16 protein-coding genes are annotated in these 17,378 nt (G+C 48.2%); 7 read left to right on the plus strand and 9 right to left on the minus strand.

Features of this window, described 5'->3' with window-relative positions:
* Positions 1-33 precede the first annotated feature (33 nt).
* Both M0L20_RS04630 and M0L20_RS04635 read right to left on the minus strand, forming a co-directional pair.
* Positions 34-360 (minus strand): nucleotide pyrophosphohydrolase, encoded by a 327-nt coding sequence (locus M0L20_RS04630; protein WP_232562878.1) that lies wholly within the window; start codon positions 358-360, stop codon positions 34-36.
* Positions 361-370: 10 nt separating this feature from the next.
* On the minus strand, positions 371-574 hold the full coding sequence (locus M0L20_RS04635) for a DUF4177 domain-containing protein (RefSeq protein ID WP_248475912.1): 204 nt from the start codon (positions 572-574) through the stop codon (positions 371-373).
* A gap of 114 nt (positions 575-688) precedes the next feature.
* On the opposite strand from M0L20_RS04635, the gene fdhD reads away from it, so the two are divergent.
* On the plus strand, positions 689-1,546 hold the full coding sequence (gene fdhD, locus M0L20_RS04640; protein ID WP_248475913.1) for a formate dehydrogenase accessory sulfurtransferase FdhD: 858 nt from the start codon (positions 689-691) through the stop codon (positions 1,544-1,546).
* Here the strand turns inward: fdhD and M0L20_RS04645 are convergent.
* The gene (locus M0L20_RS04645; RefSeq protein WP_232559691.1) at positions 1,543-2,418 is read right to left on the minus strand and encodes a diacylglycerol/lipid kinase family protein; all 876 of its coding nucleotides are present in this window, start codon (positions 2,416-2,418) and stop codon (positions 1,543-1,545) included. The two genes, fdhD and M0L20_RS04645, sit on opposite strands and share 4 nt — an antisense overlap.
* A 47-nt stretch (positions 2,419-2,465) precedes the next feature.
* On the opposite strand from M0L20_RS04645, the gene M0L20_RS04650 reads away from it, so the two are divergent.
* Positions 2,466-3,539: an App1 family protein phosphatidate phosphatase gene (locus tag M0L20_RS04650; protein WP_248475914.1), complete on the plus strand. Its 1,074-nt coding sequence runs from the start codon at positions 2,466-2,468 to the stop codon at positions 3,537-3,539.
* Positions 3,540-3,632: 93 nt separating this feature from the next.
* Here M0L20_RS04650 and M0L20_RS04655 read toward each other — a convergent pair whose 3' ends face one another.
* Positions 3,633-4,415, minus strand: coding sequence for a class I SAM-dependent methyltransferase (locus M0L20_RS04655; RefSeq protein ID WP_248475915.1), 783 nt, complete (start codon positions 4,413-4,415; stop codon positions 3,633-3,635).
* A 311-nt stretch (positions 4,416-4,726) separates the two neighbouring features.
* Between M0L20_RS04655 and M0L20_RS04660 the strand changes: the two genes are divergently transcribed.
* Both M0L20_RS04660 and rlmB read left to right on the plus strand, forming a co-directional pair.
* Positions 4,727-6,121, plus strand: coding sequence for a GWxTD domain-containing protein (locus M0L20_RS04660; protein WP_232559694.1), 1,395 nt, complete (start codon positions 4,727-4,729; stop codon positions 6,119-6,121).
* Positions 6,094-6,924: a 23S rRNA (guanosine(2251)-2'-O)-methyltransferase RlmB gene (gene rlmB, locus M0L20_RS04665; protein ID WP_232559695.1), complete on the plus strand. Its 831-nt coding sequence runs from the start codon at positions 6,094-6,096 to the stop codon at positions 6,922-6,924. Before M0L20_RS04660 ends, rlmB begins: the two co-directional genes overlap by 28 nt.
* 94 nt (positions 6,925-7,018) lie before the next feature.
* Here the strand turns inward: rlmB and M0L20_RS04670 are convergent, their stop codons facing one another.
* Positions 7,019-7,405 (minus strand): c-type cytochrome, encoded by a 387-nt coding sequence (locus M0L20_RS04670; protein WP_232559696.1) that lies wholly within the window; start codon positions 7,403-7,405, stop codon positions 7,019-7,021.
* 175 nt (positions 7,406-7,580) lie between these two features.
* Between M0L20_RS04670 and M0L20_RS04675 the strand changes: the two genes are divergently transcribed.
* On the plus strand, positions 7,581-8,321 hold the full coding sequence (locus tag M0L20_RS04675; RefSeq protein WP_248475916.1) for a class I SAM-dependent methyltransferase: 741 nt from the start codon (positions 7,581-7,583) through the stop codon (positions 8,319-8,321).
* A gap of 52 nt (positions 8,322-8,373) precedes the next feature.
* On the opposite strand, the gene M0L20_RS04680 is transcribed toward M0L20_RS04675, so the two are convergent.
* Complete coding sequence (locus tag M0L20_RS04680) at positions 8,374-10,947, minus strand: DUF5686 and carboxypeptidase-like regulatory domain-containing protein (RefSeq protein ID WP_248475917.1); 2,574 nt, start codon at positions 10,945-10,947, stop codon at positions 8,374-8,376.
* Positions 10,948-11,067: 120 nt separating this feature from the next.
* A complete protein-coding gene (gene pyrR / locus M0L20_RS04685) occupies positions 11,068-11,607 on the minus strand; it encodes a bifunctional pyr operon transcriptional regulator/uracil phosphoribosyltransferase PyrR (RefSeq protein WP_232559699.1) in 540 nt (179 codons plus the stop codon).
* A gap of 104 nt (positions 11,608-11,711) precedes the next feature.
* Between pyrR and pth the strand changes: the two genes are divergently transcribed.
* Together pth and M0L20_RS04695 are read left to right on the plus strand one after the other, a co-directional pair.
* Positions 11,712-12,275, plus strand: coding sequence for an aminoacyl-tRNA hydrolase (gene pth, locus M0L20_RS04690; RefSeq protein ID WP_248475918.1), 564 nt, complete (start codon positions 11,712-11,714; stop codon positions 12,273-12,275).
* 241 nt (positions 12,276-12,516) lie between these two features.
* On the plus strand, positions 12,517-12,957 hold the full coding sequence (locus tag M0L20_RS04695) for a hypothetical protein (protein WP_232559701.1): 441 nt from the start codon (positions 12,517-12,519) through the stop codon (positions 12,955-12,957).
* A 254-nt stretch (positions 12,958-13,211) separates the two neighbouring features.
* On the opposite strand, the gene M0L20_RS04700 is transcribed toward M0L20_RS04695, so the two are convergent.
* Together M0L20_RS04700 and M0L20_RS04705 are read right to left on the minus strand one after the other, a co-directional pair.
* Positions 13,212-14,288: a T9SS type A sorting domain-containing protein gene (locus M0L20_RS04700; RefSeq protein ID WP_248475919.1), complete on the minus strand. Its 1,077-nt coding sequence runs from the start codon at positions 14,286-14,288 to the stop codon at positions 13,212-13,214.
* Positions 14,289-14,815: 527 nt separating this feature from the next.
* Positions 14,816-17,302 (minus strand): outer membrane beta-barrel protein, encoded by a 2,487-nt coding sequence (locus tag M0L20_RS04705; protein ID WP_248475920.1) that lies wholly within the window; start codon positions 17,300-17,302, stop codon positions 14,816-14,818.
* Between the last annotated feature and the right edge of the window lie 76 nt (positions 17,303-17,378).

The following is a 17,378-nucleotide window of genomic DNA, read 5'->3' on the forward strand; positions in this document are numbered from 1 at the left end:
TAACTGGTGGGATATGGTGGGTAGTCAGATTCGTTATTTCAACTTCTCGTTATTCAGGTGCCGTGTCGCATCTCGGATATTTTTTTTCGCCAGATTTTTGGCAAAAGCGTCGGTCAGATCGACACCGGTTTGATTGGCGAGACAGATAAGCACCCAAAGAACATCAGCCATTTCGTCACCCAAGTCTTTGTCTTTATCGGATTCTTTTTCCGATTGTTCGCCGTAACGACGCGCAATAATCCGCGCCACTTCGCCCACCTCTTCGGTGAGCATTGCCATGTTGGTAAGTTCATTAAAATACCGAACGCCGACGGTTTTGATCCAATCGTCAACGGTAGCCTGAGCGTCTTTTAGCGTTATATCCATTTCGTTAGTGTATTTCCCGCTTGAGCATCACAAGAACACTCCGCGATTGCCCCTGCGCCATGTTCAGATCCACCGACGATACGACTTCCCAGCCTTGCTGGCCAAGTTCGTTGAGCTTGTCGGTTAGTTCCTGCACGTCAATCTTACCTCCTCCGCTCCAAAAACCGCCTGCGGCTACGTCAAGGACGCGGTATTCAAACTTTTTCATGGTGTTGATAAATGACTGGTTCGTGAATGGGATCAGCCCACGAAGATAGGCAGCACTCAGGCAAATAAATCAACTTTCCTGTACCAACGGGCGTTATACAGGAAAGTGAATGCTATGGCTCTCGTTGCTCCCGTTACCATCCAAAAAATTTCAGGCGACGGTCTGAAAGAGACCCCCGATCTGCTGGCCGTTGAGGAACCGCTCGAAATCCGTCTTGGCTTCGGACCCGTCGATGACCGTCAGCAGCGGAGCGTCGCCGTTACGATGCGAACACCCGGCCACGACGAAGAACTGGCGATGGGGTTTCTGTTTACGGAAGGCATTATTCAGCGCCCCAGCGACATTATTTCCTGCCGCCACTGCGTTCAGGATTCGGCCAAAGAAGGCAATGTACTCCGCGTTGAACTCCATCCCGACGTAGTTGTTGACTGGGCACGGCTCAACCGGAATACGTTTACGTCGTCGAGTTGTGGACTCTGCGGCAAAACGACCATCGATGCCGTAATGGCTCTTACGCCCGGTCCCGTTTCGTCCGATTTTCTGCTGGAACCAACTGTATTACACGCTTTACCGGAGCGGGTTCGGACTGCACAGCGGGCGTTTGCGTACACAGGTGGTATTCACGCAGCGGCTCTGTTTAATGCGGCTGGAACGGTGTTGCTTGTTCGGGAAGACATTGGCCGGCACAACGCGCTGGATAAACTCATAGGCGCTGCTTTCTGGCAAAACGGGCTTCCGCTGTCGCAATCGGGCATATTTCTAAGCGGACGAATCGGTGTCGAACTGGTTCAGAAAAGCTGGATGGCCGGTGTTCCGTTGTTAGCGGCTGTCGGTGCACCATCGAGTCTGGCCGTTCAGATGGCGCAGGAAGCCGGTATGACACTCATCGGCTTTGTCCGTGACGAACGATTTAATGTTTACAGCAAAGCTGAACGGATTAACGTTCATTCGCTCTTAGCAACCAGCCTTTAGGCCGTGACTGGTTGCGGTACGATCATTTTCACAACGCCGGGTTTAACCTCGGCTTTTAGCTGAGTTACCCGACCGATGTATTCGCCGTCTACCTGAAAATACGCTTTACGGTGCGTTTCGATCGTGATCGACGTGGCGGGGAAAATTTCAATTTTTCGAGGATCGAACGGTTGATAACGCCAGAACAATTTCAGGATTTCCCAGAATGACAAGCGCCGAAAAATAACTACTTCGAATTGCCCATCGAACGGATCGCCCTCGGGATTGATTACAGCCCCCGTACCATACATGCGCGCATTGGCCAGCACGATCATGAAGGCCGCTCGTGGGATGCATTCATCACCTTTATTGATCTCAACCCGCAACAAACGGTGCTTTCGCAACACATTGACCACTCCGCGCAGATAACCTAGTTTACCGCGCAGATTATTTTGCTGGTAATGCTTTACTAGCTGGGCGTTCAGACCAATATCGGCCAGGTGCAGACAGATCTCGCCATTCACCGAAATAAGGTCTGTTGGCTTTAAAACCCCATTAGTGAGCACATTCAGGCTTCCTTCGACGTCAGCGGGAATACCAAGCTCACGGGCCATTCCGTTTGCCGAGCCAGCCGGTAAAATTCCTATCGGGATATCCGTGTCCAGGAGTTGCTCGGCCACAAACTTGATCGTACCGTCACCCCCGACGGCCACGACACGGTCTGGTTTTACCTGAGCGATTTTTTTCTTTAGCTCTTCCTCATCCGTCTTGCCGTCGAGGTACAAAAACTCGGCTTTATTGGGCGAGTTATCGAAATGGTTGTGGATACCATCTTCCCAGTCCGTTTTGGCTTTCCCACCGGAAACGGGATTTATTGCGAATAAAAAGACCAACTTCTGAGCGAATTATGGGTTATACGTGACACGCACCGTTGAACATTATGACCCTTGACCAACAGCCAATACAGAGTAAACAGAATTTAAGCCTAAAAGGTAAGTTAATAAATCGTTTCTTAACATGGCTGCGGCTAACCGATCAGCCCGTTGTTAACGTTTATCGGGGATTTGGCAATGCTCAAAAGGTAACCATCCACGGACATGCGCTTCGGCGGAGTGCCCAACCTCGAAAAAATTATCGAAACAGCGCCGTGGTAAATTTGCTTGCCGTCCTTCGCCTGTTTTTGGTGCGTCCGTATCCACAGGCTACCATTCGGGTCCGTTTAGGTGACCACACGACGGAAATCCGGACCGATCCTGATGGTTACTTTCGTATCGAACTCCCCTTGGAGCAGGCCCTACCGCCCGGCTGGCACTCGGTAAAGGCACAAATGGTGTCGCAAACGATTTCGCCCGAAACGATACTGGCCGAAGGAGAAGGTAAAATACTGATTCCGCATCAAACGCCGTTTCTGTGTATTTCGGACATTGACGACACATTCTTGATTTCCCATTCGGCGACTATTGGCAAACGTCTGCTGGTACTACTGACTCAGAATGCGCACAGCCGTGATCCCTTCGAAGGGGTTGTAGCCCATTACCAGCTGCTCGCCGAAGCCGCCAGCGGCCCGGACGCTACCAATCCTTTTTTCTACGTATCTAGCAGTGAGTGGAACCTGTATGATTATATTCTGGAATTTTCGCGCAAGAATGGGCTTCCGGAAGGAATCTATCTCCTGAGCCAGCTTAAGCAGCTATCGCAGTTGTTGCAGACGGGCAAAACCAAGCACCTGACCAAGTTTGACCGCATCGTCCGCATCATCGAAACGTATCCAGATCGGAAATTCATTCTGTTAGGCGACGACTCCCAGCAGGACCCGCCTATTTACGAATCGATTGTCAGGCATTTTCCTCAGCAGATTCTTTGTGTGTACATTCGGCGCATCCACCCCAAAAAACAGGATGCAACGAATGAGCTTATGAAGAAAATTGAAGCCAACGGGGTGGCCTATTGTTATTTCGCGAACAGTGCCGAAGCTCATCGGCATTCGGTAGAAATGGGACTTGTCGCTTCCTGAGAATACAAGCGGACATTACACGCTAGAGAAAGCGTTGAGAAGATAGACAGGTTTGTGATGACCGCCTGATACAGCCATCACAAACCTGATTCGTTATTTCGTCGCTATGTAAAAGAAGTCGAGACTTCCGGCGGGATCGTTGCTGACCAGATAATCGGTGTAGTCGATCTCGGCAGCAATACCATCCGCTTTCAAAAGTCGGTTGCGATTCAGTCGATTCATCAAATCGTAAGGAACCTGTAACAACCGGCGGGGTAACCGATACTGTAGATTGAAAATATCGAACCGGGTCAGCTTTTTGACCGACTCTTTATTTTGCTCATAATAGGTCATCACTTTTCCATTGCCGTGAACGCCTTTGGTATCCACGTTTGGAAAATACTTACCCATCAGGTTCCTTAAGCCGTCGGCGTAATATTCCCGAACGTGCCACGGATTACGGGTTAGCGAGAACGTCTTGTTGACGGTTGTCAGCAGTAGCTTCCCCCCCGGTTTCAGAACCCGATGAGCCTCCCGGATAAACAGATCATCATTCTCAATATGTTCGATCACCTGAAACGTTACGATATAATCAAACGTATTGTCAGGTATTGGAGCACCGTTGGCACCCATTAACGGCGGAATGTTGGCGGCAATAAATGTAGACTGTGGGTAGGCCGCACCCAATGCCGAAATCAGATCGTTGTTTTTATCAATACCGGTATAATGATCAGCGGCTTTGGTGAGCAAATCAAGGCCACGTCCCCAGCCACAACCGATTTCGAGCACCTTGCCACTGACGATTGAAGCCGCTTCCACGTATGGAAACAACAGGCGCTGATGGACAGGATTGTCCGACGCAATTTCAGCGGAGGTAATTTCGGTGGTTTTGTACATATCTTTTCTGGACGCCTGGGTTATTGTTGGCCACTAGGATCGTTTTTATGCTTAATTTAAGATCACCAAGTAGCCATTGTCTGTTTATCAAACGTCGTCGTTTGCAATTCAATCTACAAAATTAGTCTTTTGTAGTTAAGTAAAGAAAAATGAACCGCTTCCGTAACCCGAACGATACAATTTTTTCGTTATAAATACGGCTTTGCTGCTTTTAGGTGTACGTCAGGTTGGTAAGCCGTTAACCGACAGCCAGTTGCTGAAGCCCAAACTAAACATTTACTATCCGAAACACGCAAGATTACTTATATTGTATGCGTATTCTGTCAGCTATACTATTCATTGCATTCGTATCGGCCTGCTCAAGCAGCAAAAAGACGCAGCAGGACCGTGCCACTGCGGCTTACGAAGCGCGCACCGAAGCCCGGCGTAATTCGCCCCAAAGCGATTCGCGCCCGTCGGCACCCGCAACAGCAGCCCCTATCAAACTAAACGATGGTCCGACTACGACGCCTAGCTCAACACCAACGGCGGGGCCAAAACAGGTCGGAGAATGGGTTGTCACGTCCATAAAAGGTAAGTTTCTGGCAGTCGACACCAGTTCGGTTCGCGTGTACATGAACCTGACGGCAAAAACGCCAAAAGGAGAGCCGGTTTTGAACCCCGCTGAGTTTGTCGAGCATTTTCAAATGGCGTACGTCATGTATCCCGACTACAACAACCGCGAACGACTCGGTTATGGCACTATTCCACTGTCTACGCAAAACGTTAGTCGTGAAGGTGATTACCTGACATTGATGTTTGACGTTAAACGGCCTAAAGATGCCGCGAATGCTGTTCTGCTGACAGAAATTACGGAAATGAATACAGGGACGAAAGCGCGTAACGACCTGTCGCTGCGTTTTAAAGGCGGAAAACTCAGTGACCGTTTCGCCCTGTTCGATAAAAAGGGAACGATGCCACAACTGCGGAACTACGTCAACGCAGGTGATACGGTTATTATCCGCGATGTCAGCGGTGCCAGCAAGCCGCTTTACGGGTTTCGCTACCGGCACGATTTCGAGGCTGCTTCGTCGCCAATGAACACCTCGCCGAAACCAGCTCCTAAATCGCTGAACGTCGATTCAACCTTGAGCATTACTACGAACCAGCCGTTTATTATTCCGCGAGAAGGGCTTTATTACTTCGTGGAAGACACAACCGCCGAGACGGGTATTGGCCTGGTTGTCAGCGACAAACGATTCCCAAAAATGACTCGTCCCGAAAAACTCATCAAACCCGTGCTGTACATGAGTACCAGTAGTGAGTTTGGCGAGCTAGCTCAGGCGCAGGATACCAAAAAAGCGTTTGACCGCTATTGGCTCGGCCTGATGTCAGGAAATGAGGAAGTCGCCCGAAAAACGCTAAAAGCGTACTTTGACCGGGTTGAAGAAGCAAACCGCCTGTTCACCACGTACAAGGAAGGCTGGAAAACCGATAAAGGCATGATTTATATCGTACTTGGCGCTCCGGACCGTGTGCAACGGAACCGCGAACGCGAAGTGTGGGTTTATAATCGCCGGGCCAACGTCTCGGAAGTCAATTTTACATTTACGAAGAAACCGAATCAATTTGTCGAGGATCATTACGAACTGGTGCGCTACATTGAGTATCAGCCAATTTGGTACCCGATAGTCGAAGCATGGAGAACCGGCGCAATCCGCGAATAAATCGCTTTAATCATCGAAATAACAATGCCAAACCCCAATTTCGTCCGCAGCCCGACGAGATGGTGTTTGGCATTCAGTCTGTTATCGAAACCCTGCGTTCCGAGCAGCAGATCGATAAACTGTACATGGAAAAAGGGCTTAGTAACCCCGATATCCAGAACCTGGCATTTCAGAACCGCGTCACGATACAGCGTGTACCCGTCGAAAAGCTGGATCGGCTGACCCGGAAAAATCACCAGGGCGTCGTTTGTCTTGTCGCTCAGGTGCAGTACGTCAAGCTGTCCAACGTTATCGCTGATGTGTACGACCGGGGCGAAACGCCATTTTTTCTGCTTTTGGACCGCATCACGGACGTCAGAAACTTTGGTGGTATTGCGCGTACAGCCGAATGTACGGGCGTGCAGTGCATCGTCATTCCGGGACGTGGTGCCGCAGCGATCAACTCCGACGCGATGAAAACGTCGTCGGGTGCGCTCAACCACATCTCGGTTTGCCGCGAACCAGATTTGACCGAAACAATAAAATATTTGCAGGATTCGGGCATCACGGTTGTGGCTTGTACGGAAAAGTCGAGCCGGGATCTTTACGAGCGTACCACCGATCTAACCGGTCCGCTGGCTATTATCATGGGTTCGGAAGAGGACGGTATATCGCCCGAATTACTTCGCATGGCCGATAACCACGTCAAAATTCCGCTTCTTGGCGCAGTCGGCTCGTTGAATGTGTCGGTCGCAACTGGTGTCGTTTTGTACGAAGCTGTACGCCAGCGCAGCCTTGCCGTTCCAGTGCAGACCGAAGAATAGCAACAATGGATGGTTGTCAAAACAAGTTAGCTACCAATCTGACTTTGTAACTCATAAAAAAAGCACCGGCTAGTAGTCCGGTGCTTTTTCACTATTACGATTTTTTGCTTTTCGCTTTGGTCGATCCAGCTTTTTTAGCTGGCGACTTATCCAGCGAATTGATCCAGACGGCTAGTTTCATAGCATCTTCTTTCGGAACCTGTTTCATTGGAGCCATCGGTGGGTAACCGGGCCAGTGGCTTGGTATTGGATTGTAAATCAGGTTAACGATTTCCTCGTTAGAATACTTCTTCTTCGCTACGTCTGCGTAAGCAGGGCCAACTAACCGTTGGTTAGGACGATGGCAAGCAATACAAGTGTACTTGCTCATCAGGGCATTCATATCCGCTGGAATATCAGCGGTCGGAGCCTGCGCATTGACGTTTAATGAAGCCAAGGCCAGGGCTGCCGTAGCAAAAAGAAAGCCAAACGATTTTTTCATGAGAATCAGGTAAAGCAATAAATGAACGGAACAAATTGAAATCGGCGATAGGTCAACCCCGCAAAAATAGATGGTTCCTACTTATAACCCAATTTTGCCCAGGTTTTTCCTACTAAACCACTTGTTTGACAGTTGTTCTTTAAAAACGTTTAATATTTGCCCAAATAAAAAGATTATGACCCCTCTCGACCGCTTCTCGGGCCACGCTGATCTGTACGCGCAGTACCGGATCGATTATCCGCAGGATCTTTACGATTTCATTCTTTCGTCAACGGACGGGCGTCATATGGCCTGGGATTGCGCTACGGGAAATGGGCAGGTCGCCGGTGTACTAGCCGATACTTTCGAGCAGGTCGAAGCCACCGATATCAGCGAAACGCAGTTGATACTCGCTGTTAAGAAACCGAATATCCGCTACCAGCTAAGTCAGGCGGAACAAACCCCCTTTGCCAACCAGACGTTTGATCTCATCACGGTAGCACAGGCCCTGCACTGGTTTAACGTGAAGGCGTTCCACACGGAGGTTCGACGCATTGCCAAACCGGGGGCGACGCTTGCTGAATGGGGATATGGCCTGGCGACGCTTGGCGCTGATCTTGATCCGCTTCTGATTGATTTTTACCGAAATCAGGTTGGCCCTTATTGGGACCCACAACGCGTTCATATCGATAAGTCGTACGCAACGTTGCCGTTTCCCTTTGCGGATGTACAACACCAAGGATTTACCATCCGTAGAACCTGGTCACTGGATCGGTTTCTAAACTACTTGCGGACGTGGTCAGCCGTGCGTCAATACATCCACGAAAACGAAGAAGATCCCGTCACTCCGTTTGGCGAGCAATTACAGCCCATTTGGGGCGATACTGAACGAGACGTTACTTTTCCTGTATTCCTACGACTCGGTCGTGTCCGCTAACAGCTACGAATTAGCTTTTGTCAGCGAACACGACCGAGTTATTATGAACAGCCTAAAAGTTGAAGGACGCGGACGCCTTCAAGGCAAATGGCTTAACCGGAATCCCATTGGGACCATTATCCAGGTAAGTAAGCCGGTGAATTGCCTGAATACGGATTATTTTGAAAATATTGTCGATACCATACCCTACTTCCACGTATGGTTTTCTACCGTCGAGCGCGCCAAAATGAATCGGTTTCATCCCACCCGGTAACGGCTTAAATGTTTCAATGTCCTGATTGGCCTTTGATTGACTTCCCCAGAGTGCGTCAACGTTGGCAACCAGTCGCCAGTTGAGTTTCCGGATACCAGGTAGTCGATTGAACAGGAGCCCTTCAAACCGATGCTGTACGTGAATTGCCACGAATCGATCACTCACAAATTCGTAGAACTGCATTCGGTTGAACGTATTGAATGTCAGCAAAGGAGTTGGATTACCGATGTGCGGAAACAGCAACGGCGCTGGCAATGTTGACGGTGTAAACCCGGCTGACAGCAGGTAGCTCATGCGACCGAGTGGCCCGATGCGCAACGATTGCTGTGCCCGCATGGTCAGCCGGTCATAATTGTAATTACCACCCAGTGATTTTAGGCCTTTCGTGTAACGGATGGTTAAAACCGGTGCCCGCTTCGTACCGAGCGTGATACGCTCGTTTCCGTCCATGATGTATTTTTCCTTACGGGCCAGACGCGCTTCGATTGACCAGTAAGTATCATAAATATCAGACTTCAGCGGTGATAAATCCCCCATGTCGGGGCTGATCCGGTAATGGAATGGAAATATAGGATTGAATGTCCGACTACCAATCGTAGCGGTCAGCAGTATGCCACGAACGGGTTCGGTACGGAAAAACAATTCTTTTTGCATATTCCTGTAAGCGCCCCGGTACCGTCCAAAACGGCTTAACGCGTAGAAGATCCGGTTTCCGCCGATCAATTCTGGCGTCAGCCCTAAACGTTCCAGATCATCGGAAACCTTAACGCCAGCCAATGTCCAGTGCTGACGAGAGAAAAGGTAGTCGGCTTCCATTCCGTACTTAAACCGACGATCAAGCGTTCCGTAAGCTACGTAGCCACGAAACGTCCAGTTGCGGCTAAACTGATCATTGGTTCTAAAACCGATTCGCGTCCGCAACCCTTCCACCGAATTGACAGCAAACAAATACGGGTACGGGCCTAAGTCGACCTTACCCAGCTTGTAAAACCCGGTAACGAGAACCTGTCCGATTCCTTCGGCTGTTTTCACTGCCGGGATGGCTCTTAAGTTCTCAATCATCTGGAGCGCTTTCTTGTCGGCCTTGTTGAGCGAATCCGACCCGGCAAGATTGCCTTGCACCGCCCGCCAATAAGCGTCATTATCCGTAGCAACGGTGTCGCTCGGCTCAATCGGTTGCTCATAGAACAAGGCCGGATGCGGTTTATTGACAACGACATTGCTGCTACGTAGCGTAACCTCAGCGCGCAACCCAAGCGACTGCTTACCAACTCCTGTCAGATCGGCCAATAGTCGAATGGTAGTAGGCAACCAGCCTGCGGTTCCCGACGAAGTAGAGACCGTATCCATCGTTGGTTCCAGTTCCTGCTCAATCGTCAGCTTACGCACATAGTTTAGGTTAGCCCCACTGCCAATGCTCGTTTCGATCTGGCACAGCGCAAATGAGGTCGTGTCAATCCAGGCTTTACCCGTAAACGCCAGGTCTTCGGGGCGCTTGGGTTCAAACTGAATTTCGTAGCAGATATGATCGCCGATCTGGGTCGTATCCGCCAGGAAAAATTCGTACCAGTTCCGCCAGTTGTCGCCAATAGGTGACGCAAAGTCTTTTCCCAGAATAGGGATGTAGTTATCGTAGAAGTTCTGATTAACCAGGTTTGTTCCACCCAGCAGTTGTGAGCTTAGTCCGGCATCATCTACGGCCACGCCTTTAATGCGCGTTTTACGAACGTCCTCCCGTTTGCGCTGTGGACTATCCCGGTAGTAATAATGCGATACGGATTCCGAAACTAATATAGGTAGCAGTTTGTGTCCATCGCTGTCGATAATCGAATCGTGCTTGCTCATAGCCTCGTTGACCTTTTTCATCAACGGGTTACGGCGCATCCGTTCCGACATATGCGTTAGCGATACCTGGGTTTTGACGTAGTTGTCGCATTCGTAGGCCAGCAACCGTTTTCGGTCGTTGGTAACGCGGTTTTTACGCACCTGCCGCAACACACGGAACGCCGGATTCTCACCAGCACGCACCGTTACTTCCTGCAATGACGTACCGCCGGAAGCCAGCTTGACATCAACTGCCTGTGACATTCGTTCCCGATCAATGAACTGTCGTTGCGTCACGTACCCAAGCGAACTAACGGCTATCGAATCTGACAGCAACTTGGCTTTGATCACGTACCGTCCCTGCTCATCCGTCAAGGCACCTACCCGTCGCCCTACCAGCGCGACACTAGCGAACGGAACAGGCTCTCCTGTACGAGCATCCGTTACTAGTCCTGTAACGGTGTAAATCGTTTGCGCGTTGGCTTGTTGTGAAGCAACGACAAGGAGACAAGTGAGTAAAAGTATAAGTAGTTTCTCTATGGACTTCATTGCGTATAATTACGGAAAGCGAAATTAAGCAATGCGCCATAATCTTAAAATACCCTTACCCCCCAAATGTCATTAATAAGTCATTAATTGTCAAAAGATTGCTTTCGATTGATAGCATGCCTATCCAACCAACCAAATTCGATCGGCGTCGGCTCCCTGCTCAGTCCACTCAACGAGTACCCGTTGGGATTCAAGTGTATTGACGCGTTTTCCGGTATAATCGGGCTTCACGGGCAAATCGCGGTTATACCGACGGTCGATCAACACTAGTAATTCGACTTTACGAGGCCGTCCAAAGGCGGTCATGGCGTCGAGGGCTGCCCGCACCATTCGACCGGTTGCCAGCACATCGTCTACCAGAATTACGCGCTTATCCTCGATGATAAATGGGACATGAGTTGTGTTGGGGCGTAGTGGAGAATCGCGACGCCGAAAATCGTCCCGGTAGAATGTCGCATCGAGGTAGCCAAGAGGTACGTCGTAGCCAAGCGCCCGATTTAGTTCGCGTCCGACGCGCTCAGCAAAGTAAATACCGCGCGGCTGCAATCCCAGAATCACCGTATCCGCAAAATTCTGGTGGTTTTCAATAAGCTGCTGCGCCAGACGGCTGATCACAATTTCGAGCAGCGGACTGGAAAGGATTAGGCGTTGTTGGTTCATGGGGTAAAAATAGTCGTCTATTACCAGCCATCCGTCGTTAGTTGGTAGTTTTGGCTTACTATTTTTGTTTCCTTCAATTTATTAAAGACTAATGCAATTGGCTAATGGCTAAATTTTTGATCGTCGGCCTCGGTAATATCGGCCCTGAATACGCTCTGACTCGTCACAATGCTGGATTTATGGTTCTCGACCGAATGGCGGCTCAACACGGGTTTACGTTTACAATGAATCGCCTGGCTTATACGGCTAAATGGCAACATAAGGGAAAGCAGTTGTTTCTGATCAAGCCCACGACCTTTATGAATCTCAGCGGCCGTGCCGTTCAGTATTACATGAAGCAGGAAAATATCCCAATCGAGAATATTTTGATTGTCACTGACGATAAAGATCTTCCATTCGGTAAGCTGCGCCTAAAGCCAAAAGGATCGCCGGGAGGTCATAATGGATTACGTAATATCGACGAAGTACTGTCTACTCAAGAGTACGCTCGCTTACGGGTTGGCATAGGCAGTAATTTTCAGAAAGGAAGACAGGTTGATTTTGTCCTAGGGCAGTTTCCGGAAGATGAATTGATCCAACTACCCGACTATTTAGACCGCATAGCCGATGTTACGCTTGCTTTTTGTACTATGGGCATACAATTTGCGATGAACAATTACAACCAATGATATAAATTTTTAAAGAATTTTACAGTATTCACAAAACATATATTCTTATAATCTATGCCCGAATAAACAAAATATTATTTCGATTCAAAAATTAGTAATCAGAAATTATCAACTATTTACGAATTATACAGGATCAAATTCGGAATAATATTTTGATAAGGTACCTAATCAAGTTTTGCATTATCAAAACTTATAGAGACATTTGTGCGTTCGATAAACGAAACAGAAATAGAACAAAACAATGAAATCGCGTGTTATCTTTGCGTCGTTGATTCTTGGATTAGGATTGATGACAAGTAAGGCGGACGCGGCTACCACCACCAACACTGATGATAGCCCGGCAGCCAACAAGCCGGCAGGTGCCATGCTGGTTAACGGTTCAGAGAAGCAATTTGCTTCTTATGTTGAACAGCACGTTAACAAGCTTACGCGCAACAGCAACTGGCAAAATTTTATGAGCGTTGTCTCTTTGTATAACCAAAAGCCGTTCGCAGTGCTGAACCTCAGTGCAGCAGACCGGAACAAGTTCAACGAAGCAGTCACTCAAATCGATAATCAACTGGCGAAGCAAAACAGTGCTGAGGCCAGCCGCTGGATGAGCCAGGCCAATCACACGGCCCGGATGATCAACTTCCTTTGGAACGCGAATCAGTCTATCAGCGAAGGCTTTGATATTCAGTAATTTAAATAAATTTCTGATTTAACAAAGTATTTGGAACAGAAAAGGGTAAAAGTTAGTTTTTCATGTAGAAAAGGTTAAGGGTTTAGGAATAGTCAGCATAAGGTTCTCTGCCAAGATCAGGGAACCTTATCTTTTTTATAGGCTTTCGAGGCAAACGTATTGCTCTAAACGGATGTCCAGCCACTCTGCTAGACTGAGCCAAGAGACGTATAAGAGGACTTGTTTGATCCCTTTACAATGAAGCGAGTGGCCTGCTATTGCTTGATTATATTGATTGTCTTGTTTTGGCTCAGCGTACTTACATTAACGACATATGTACCCGGCGCAGAACCAAGCCGAAGTGTTTGACGCTCGACATCCTCAGCTTTTTCAATACGCAGTTGACTGATTGGCCGGCCACGCTGGTCGATAACTTGGTAGACAACCATTTGTCCACTGACGCCACGAATTTCTACGTCCACTGTCTGACCAGTCACAGGATTAGGCATGGCGACTATATCAATAGGAGTTAGCGCTTCGGGAGCAGCCAGGCGAAGCCCTCCACAGGAATTTTTCCAATTAAAAGCGTAAACTGCCTCGCCGGGTGTTCCTTGTTGAGTTGCTTTTAGCGTGATAACAGGGTTATCAGCATATAATTGTAGACTATATGGTCCTAGACTGGTTGTGGTGGGTAACTCATTGGCTACAGAGAAAGCGATAGGCTGCCCTGTTAAACCAGTATACTGCGGTGTAAACGTCACCGTCTGCTTCCCGTCTTGAGCGGCTGTGCAATTCACCCCCGACACACCCGTAATTGCAAAAGGAGCGTCTCCCGCTGAGGTTCCAATTTTCGCCAGTCGGCAGTTTGAATTAGCGTCCTGATAGCGACTGTACAGCACATTATTGAGCACAATCAAGAACCCATCGTGTCCCCACCCTAGATCGGGATTCGTTAAAAGTGTCAACGTTTTGCCATCGTACTTAGCCAGACGAAATGCATAGTTAGCGTCTCTGTACTGGCCATAGATTGCGTTATCGAATACGATTTGATTGCCAACATAGCCCGGTCCATTATCAGGATTAGGGATTAGCGTTACAGTATTCCCATCAAATTTAGCCAAACGTCCCCTGTTCGTCGGATCGGTATAGGTGCTGTATAAACTACCATTCAATACAACTGGGGGATAGGTAGATGTATACTGCCTGGCATCCATGAATCCTGTGTAATTATACCCTTGTTCTACTTCAGGAACAAGAGTCATTGTCTGAGCATACATCCGGTCACAGGTGAACGCATAGAGGGTTACCGTAACTAAAAAATAAAGGATTTTTTTGAGTAAGAATGTTTTCATAATTTTAATAGTGTTGAGTTGCATTATATCTTACAATAATCTTGGTTACAGCTACATTTCTGCGGCTTTCGCATCAATCTTGTAAAGATTTAATCTTGTAATTGTTTTGGTCAAAATAAAACATAGTTATTAAGCGGAAAGTCGTGTTCAGCTTGATAGATGGGACATTGCGAGGCTTACTACAATGAAATATACTTATCCCGTTTTGCTACCAGAGTGTATGAAATGAAGCTCTCTTGTTTGGTTAACAGAGCCTATGAAAATAGCAACAGCAATTCCCTATTTAGAAGAGTAAAGACCTTATAATAGATTAAACCTTATGATTAAATGGTGTTGATATGAGCTGTTTAAACTTTCTGAAATCGAATACGAATTGGTGTGATTCCGTCACCCCGACGGAACCCGGTAAGTGATCTGTCGTTTATCAACAAAAAAGCCAGCCCTCAAGATGGGACTGGCTTTCACGTTTTCTTAACCTAAACTAATCGTTACGATTCATACCCTGATTCGTTAGAGTTATGTATCGTTTAATTTTGTCCGCCTACCCGGCTTTGTTCGGCCGATGTCGCGGAATTGCGTTGCCGGGCAGTTTTCACATTCTGATTACCAAATCGATAGGTGAACGTTAGCATGATCCGGCGGCTTTCCCACTGCGAACGAACGCGGAAGTTGATATCCTGTACGACTGCCCGACCACTAAACTTATTCAGCCAGAATGGGTCGTTGACATTCAGTTTGAGATTGCCTTTGCCTTCCATTACTTTTTTCTGAATGCCCAGGCTGAAAGCGCCCATCGGCTGAGCCCGGTAGAACCCGTATTGTGACGCTGAGTTGTACCAGCCTGACAATTCAGCAGAAAGCGTTTTATTGATTGTAAAGCTGTTAGACGTGTACAGATTGTACGATACCAACTTCACTTCGTAAGGTGTTCCCGAGTAGAATGTTTGGTAGTGTGTATAATAGGAGCTGATATTGTTCTGCATCCGCCACCACTTCGCCACTTGTACCGGGAAGCTGATACTCAAGTTGATATTGTCCAGCGAGCCTAGGTTTTCGGGCGTTACGTACGTGACGTTTTCGGCGGGAATCTGGCGGGGCGTTTCGCGGTTGATGAAATCCGTCGTGCGGCTAAAACCTAGTGTCGTTGAAATAGCGCTCTTGTAGACGTGGGTTAGCTCAACGGAGTTCGTGTACTGAGGCCGCAGGAACGGGTTTCCTTTTTGGTAGGTATATGGGTCCAGATAAAACACAAATGGGTTAAGGTTCTGGTAATCGGGACGGTCGATCCGGCGGCTGTACGACAGATTCAACGTGTTGGTCGAATCCAACTGTCGCGATAAAAACAGCGTTGGGAACAGATTCAGGTAGTTGCGATCCACGGTCTGGTTGAGCGTAATGGACGTACCGATTGAGTGCGTGTGTTCGGCCCGCAGACCCATCTGTAATTTGGTTTTCTTACCTAGCTGTCCGGCATAGTTCAGATAAGCCGCGTTGATATTTTCGTCGTATTTGAACTGATTCGAACGACTCGCATCGAACAACCACTGTTTTGTTTCCTGCCGGAGGGTATCATAGATCGTGTTGTTATCGGCTTTTACAAAACTGCTTTTCAAACCAGCTTCGAACTTGCCCCCGTTTTTCATCGGATGAACGTAGTCCGTCTTGAACGCCATGATGTTGATGGTTGATGGCATGTTGTTCCGCACATCCTGATTCGGGCGGGTCACGCCATTGTCAACATTGTAGTAGATCGTATTTAGATTGTTGGTATTGTTGCCGTTGTAGCGAACGTAATCGGCATCAACAGTCCATTCACGACCTTTACCATCGAACTCGTACTTGTAATTAACGTTACCCGTTATGTTCGACAGAAGCTCCTGCGCGTCAGTTTTTGTTGTAGGCTTGCTAGTCAGGCGGTAGTTTTCATCACTGATCAACGTGTTATTCTGACCCGACGAACTCCAGTCATTGGAGAAACCATTCACCAAAACGCCCACCGTACTTTTTTTGCTGACAAAGTAATCAAGACCGGCTTTGTACGAATGGCCGATAAACTGGCTTGGTCGCGACGAATACTGATCAAAGTAAGTTACGGTACCATTGTAAGGAATTGCCCGGTTAATCTGGTTGCTGTTGTAGCTCTGGCGATTTGCGTAGCTATAATTTCCAAACAGATTGACTTTGCCTTCGCGATGGTTCAGGTTCAGAGACGTGTTAAACTTCGGTAAGTCGTCGCGAACACCGCTCAGGTTATTGGCCCAGCCGTAACCCGTGCCAACGATGAACGTGCCGTTTGTTCCGAAGTTTTTGTTTTTCTTCATCTTGATATTGATGATACCAGAGTTACCAGCCGCGTCATATTTCGAACCGGGATTCGTAATGATCTCAATTGATGCGATGTTGTCGCTTGGCGTATTTTTGAGCAGATTCGCTACTTCCTGCTGGGACAGGTAGGTTTGCTTTCCATCGATGTACACAATGACGCCCGATTTGCCTTTCAGTTGAATCTGGTCATTCTGGCGGTCGATTGTTATGCCTGGTGCTTTCTCCAACACTTCCAGCGCGGTGTTACCACTGGCAACAATACTGTTTTCGACGTTCACGACGGTACGGTCTACCTGCTGTTCGATGAATGGCTTTTTAGCGACGACGTTTACTTCGGTCAGGTTCTTCGATTCTTCGGTCATTGCCAGAGCAGGCACTTCATGCGTAGGATGTGCTTCGTCGATAACAAATACAGCACTGTATATTTTCCGGTAACCGACCTGTTGAGCGGCCACCCGGTATTGACCAGCCCCAACGTTTTCAAAAATGTATTTACCAGTTGCTTCGCTAATTGCTCCTTTTACAAGCGTCGAGTCTTTAGCTTTCACGAGCATCATAGTGGCAAATTCCAGTGGTTTACCAGCTCCGGTATTCACCTGACCGCTAACGTGGCCTCGCGTCAGAATCTGCCCAAACGACGTCGTCAGCGTCAGCAGTAGTAGCGTCAGAGAGTATAAAGTCGTTTTCATTAGTGTATCTTTTTCAGGAATCGCCTGTGTTTATGTCGAAGTACATGGCAAAGGTAGGTAGTATGCATCGCAAAGT

Source organism: Spirosoma liriopis (genome assembly GCF_023196085.1).
GTDB classification, from domain to species: Bacteria; Bacteroidota; Bacteroidia; order Cytophagales; family Spirosomataceae; genus Spirosoma; species Spirosoma oryzicola.

What these genes read in the sequence shown, in the direction of transcription:
- M0L20_RS04635 (WP_248475912.1), bottom strand. Translation starts at nt 574, where the DNA reads ATGAAAAAGTTTGAATACCGCGTCCTTGACGTAGCCGCAGGCGGTTTT.
- fdhD (WP_248475913.1), top strand. Translation starts at nt 689, where the DNA reads ATGGCTCTCGTTGCTCCCGTTACCATCCAAAAAATTTCAGGCGACGGT.
- M0L20_RS04650 (WP_248475914.1), top strand. Translation starts at nt 2,466, where the DNA reads ATGACCCTTGACCAACAGCCAATACAGAGTAAACAGAATTTAAGCCTA.
- M0L20_RS04655 (WP_248475915.1), bottom strand. Translation starts at nt 4,415, where the DNA reads ATGTACAAAACCACCGAAATTACCTCCGCTGAAATTGCGTCGGACAAT.
- M0L20_RS04660 (WP_232559694.1), top strand. Translation starts at nt 4,727, where the DNA reads ATGCGTATTCTGTCAGCTATACTATTCATTGCATTCGTATCGGCCTGC.
- rlmB (WP_232559695.1), top strand. Translation starts at nt 6,094, where the DNA reads ATGGAGAACCGGCGCAATCCGCGAATAAATCGCTTTAATCATCGAAAT.
- M0L20_RS04670 (WP_232559696.1), bottom strand. Translation starts at nt 7,405, where the DNA reads ATGAAAAAATCGTTTGGCTTTCTTTTTGCTACGGCAGCCCTGGCCTTG.
- M0L20_RS04675 (WP_248475916.1), top strand. Translation starts at nt 7,581, where the DNA reads ATGACCCCTCTCGACCGCTTCTCGGGCCACGCTGATCTGTACGCGCAG.
- M0L20_RS04680 (WP_248475917.1), bottom strand. Translation starts at nt 10,947, where the DNA reads ATGAAGTCCATAGAGAAACTACTTATACTTTTACTCACTTGTCTCCTT.
- pyrR (WP_232559699.1), bottom strand. Translation starts at nt 11,607, where the DNA reads ATGAACCAACAACGCCTAATCCTTTCCAGTCCGCTGCTCGAAATTGTG.
- pth (WP_248475918.1), top strand. Translation starts at nt 11,712, where the DNA reads ATGGCTAAATTTTTGATCGTCGGCCTCGGTAATATCGGCCCTGAATAC.
- M0L20_RS04695 (WP_232559701.1), top strand. Translation starts at nt 12,517, where the DNA reads ATGAAATCGCGTGTTATCTTTGCGTCGTTGATTCTTGGATTAGGATTG.
- M0L20_RS04700 (WP_248475919.1), bottom strand. Translation starts at nt 14,288, where the DNA reads ATGAAAACATTCTTACTCAAAAAAATCCTTTATTTTTTAGTTACGGTA.
- M0L20_RS04705 (WP_248475920.1), bottom strand. Translation starts at nt 17,302, where the DNA reads ATGAAAACGACTTTATACTCTCTGACGCTACTACTGCTGACGCTGACG.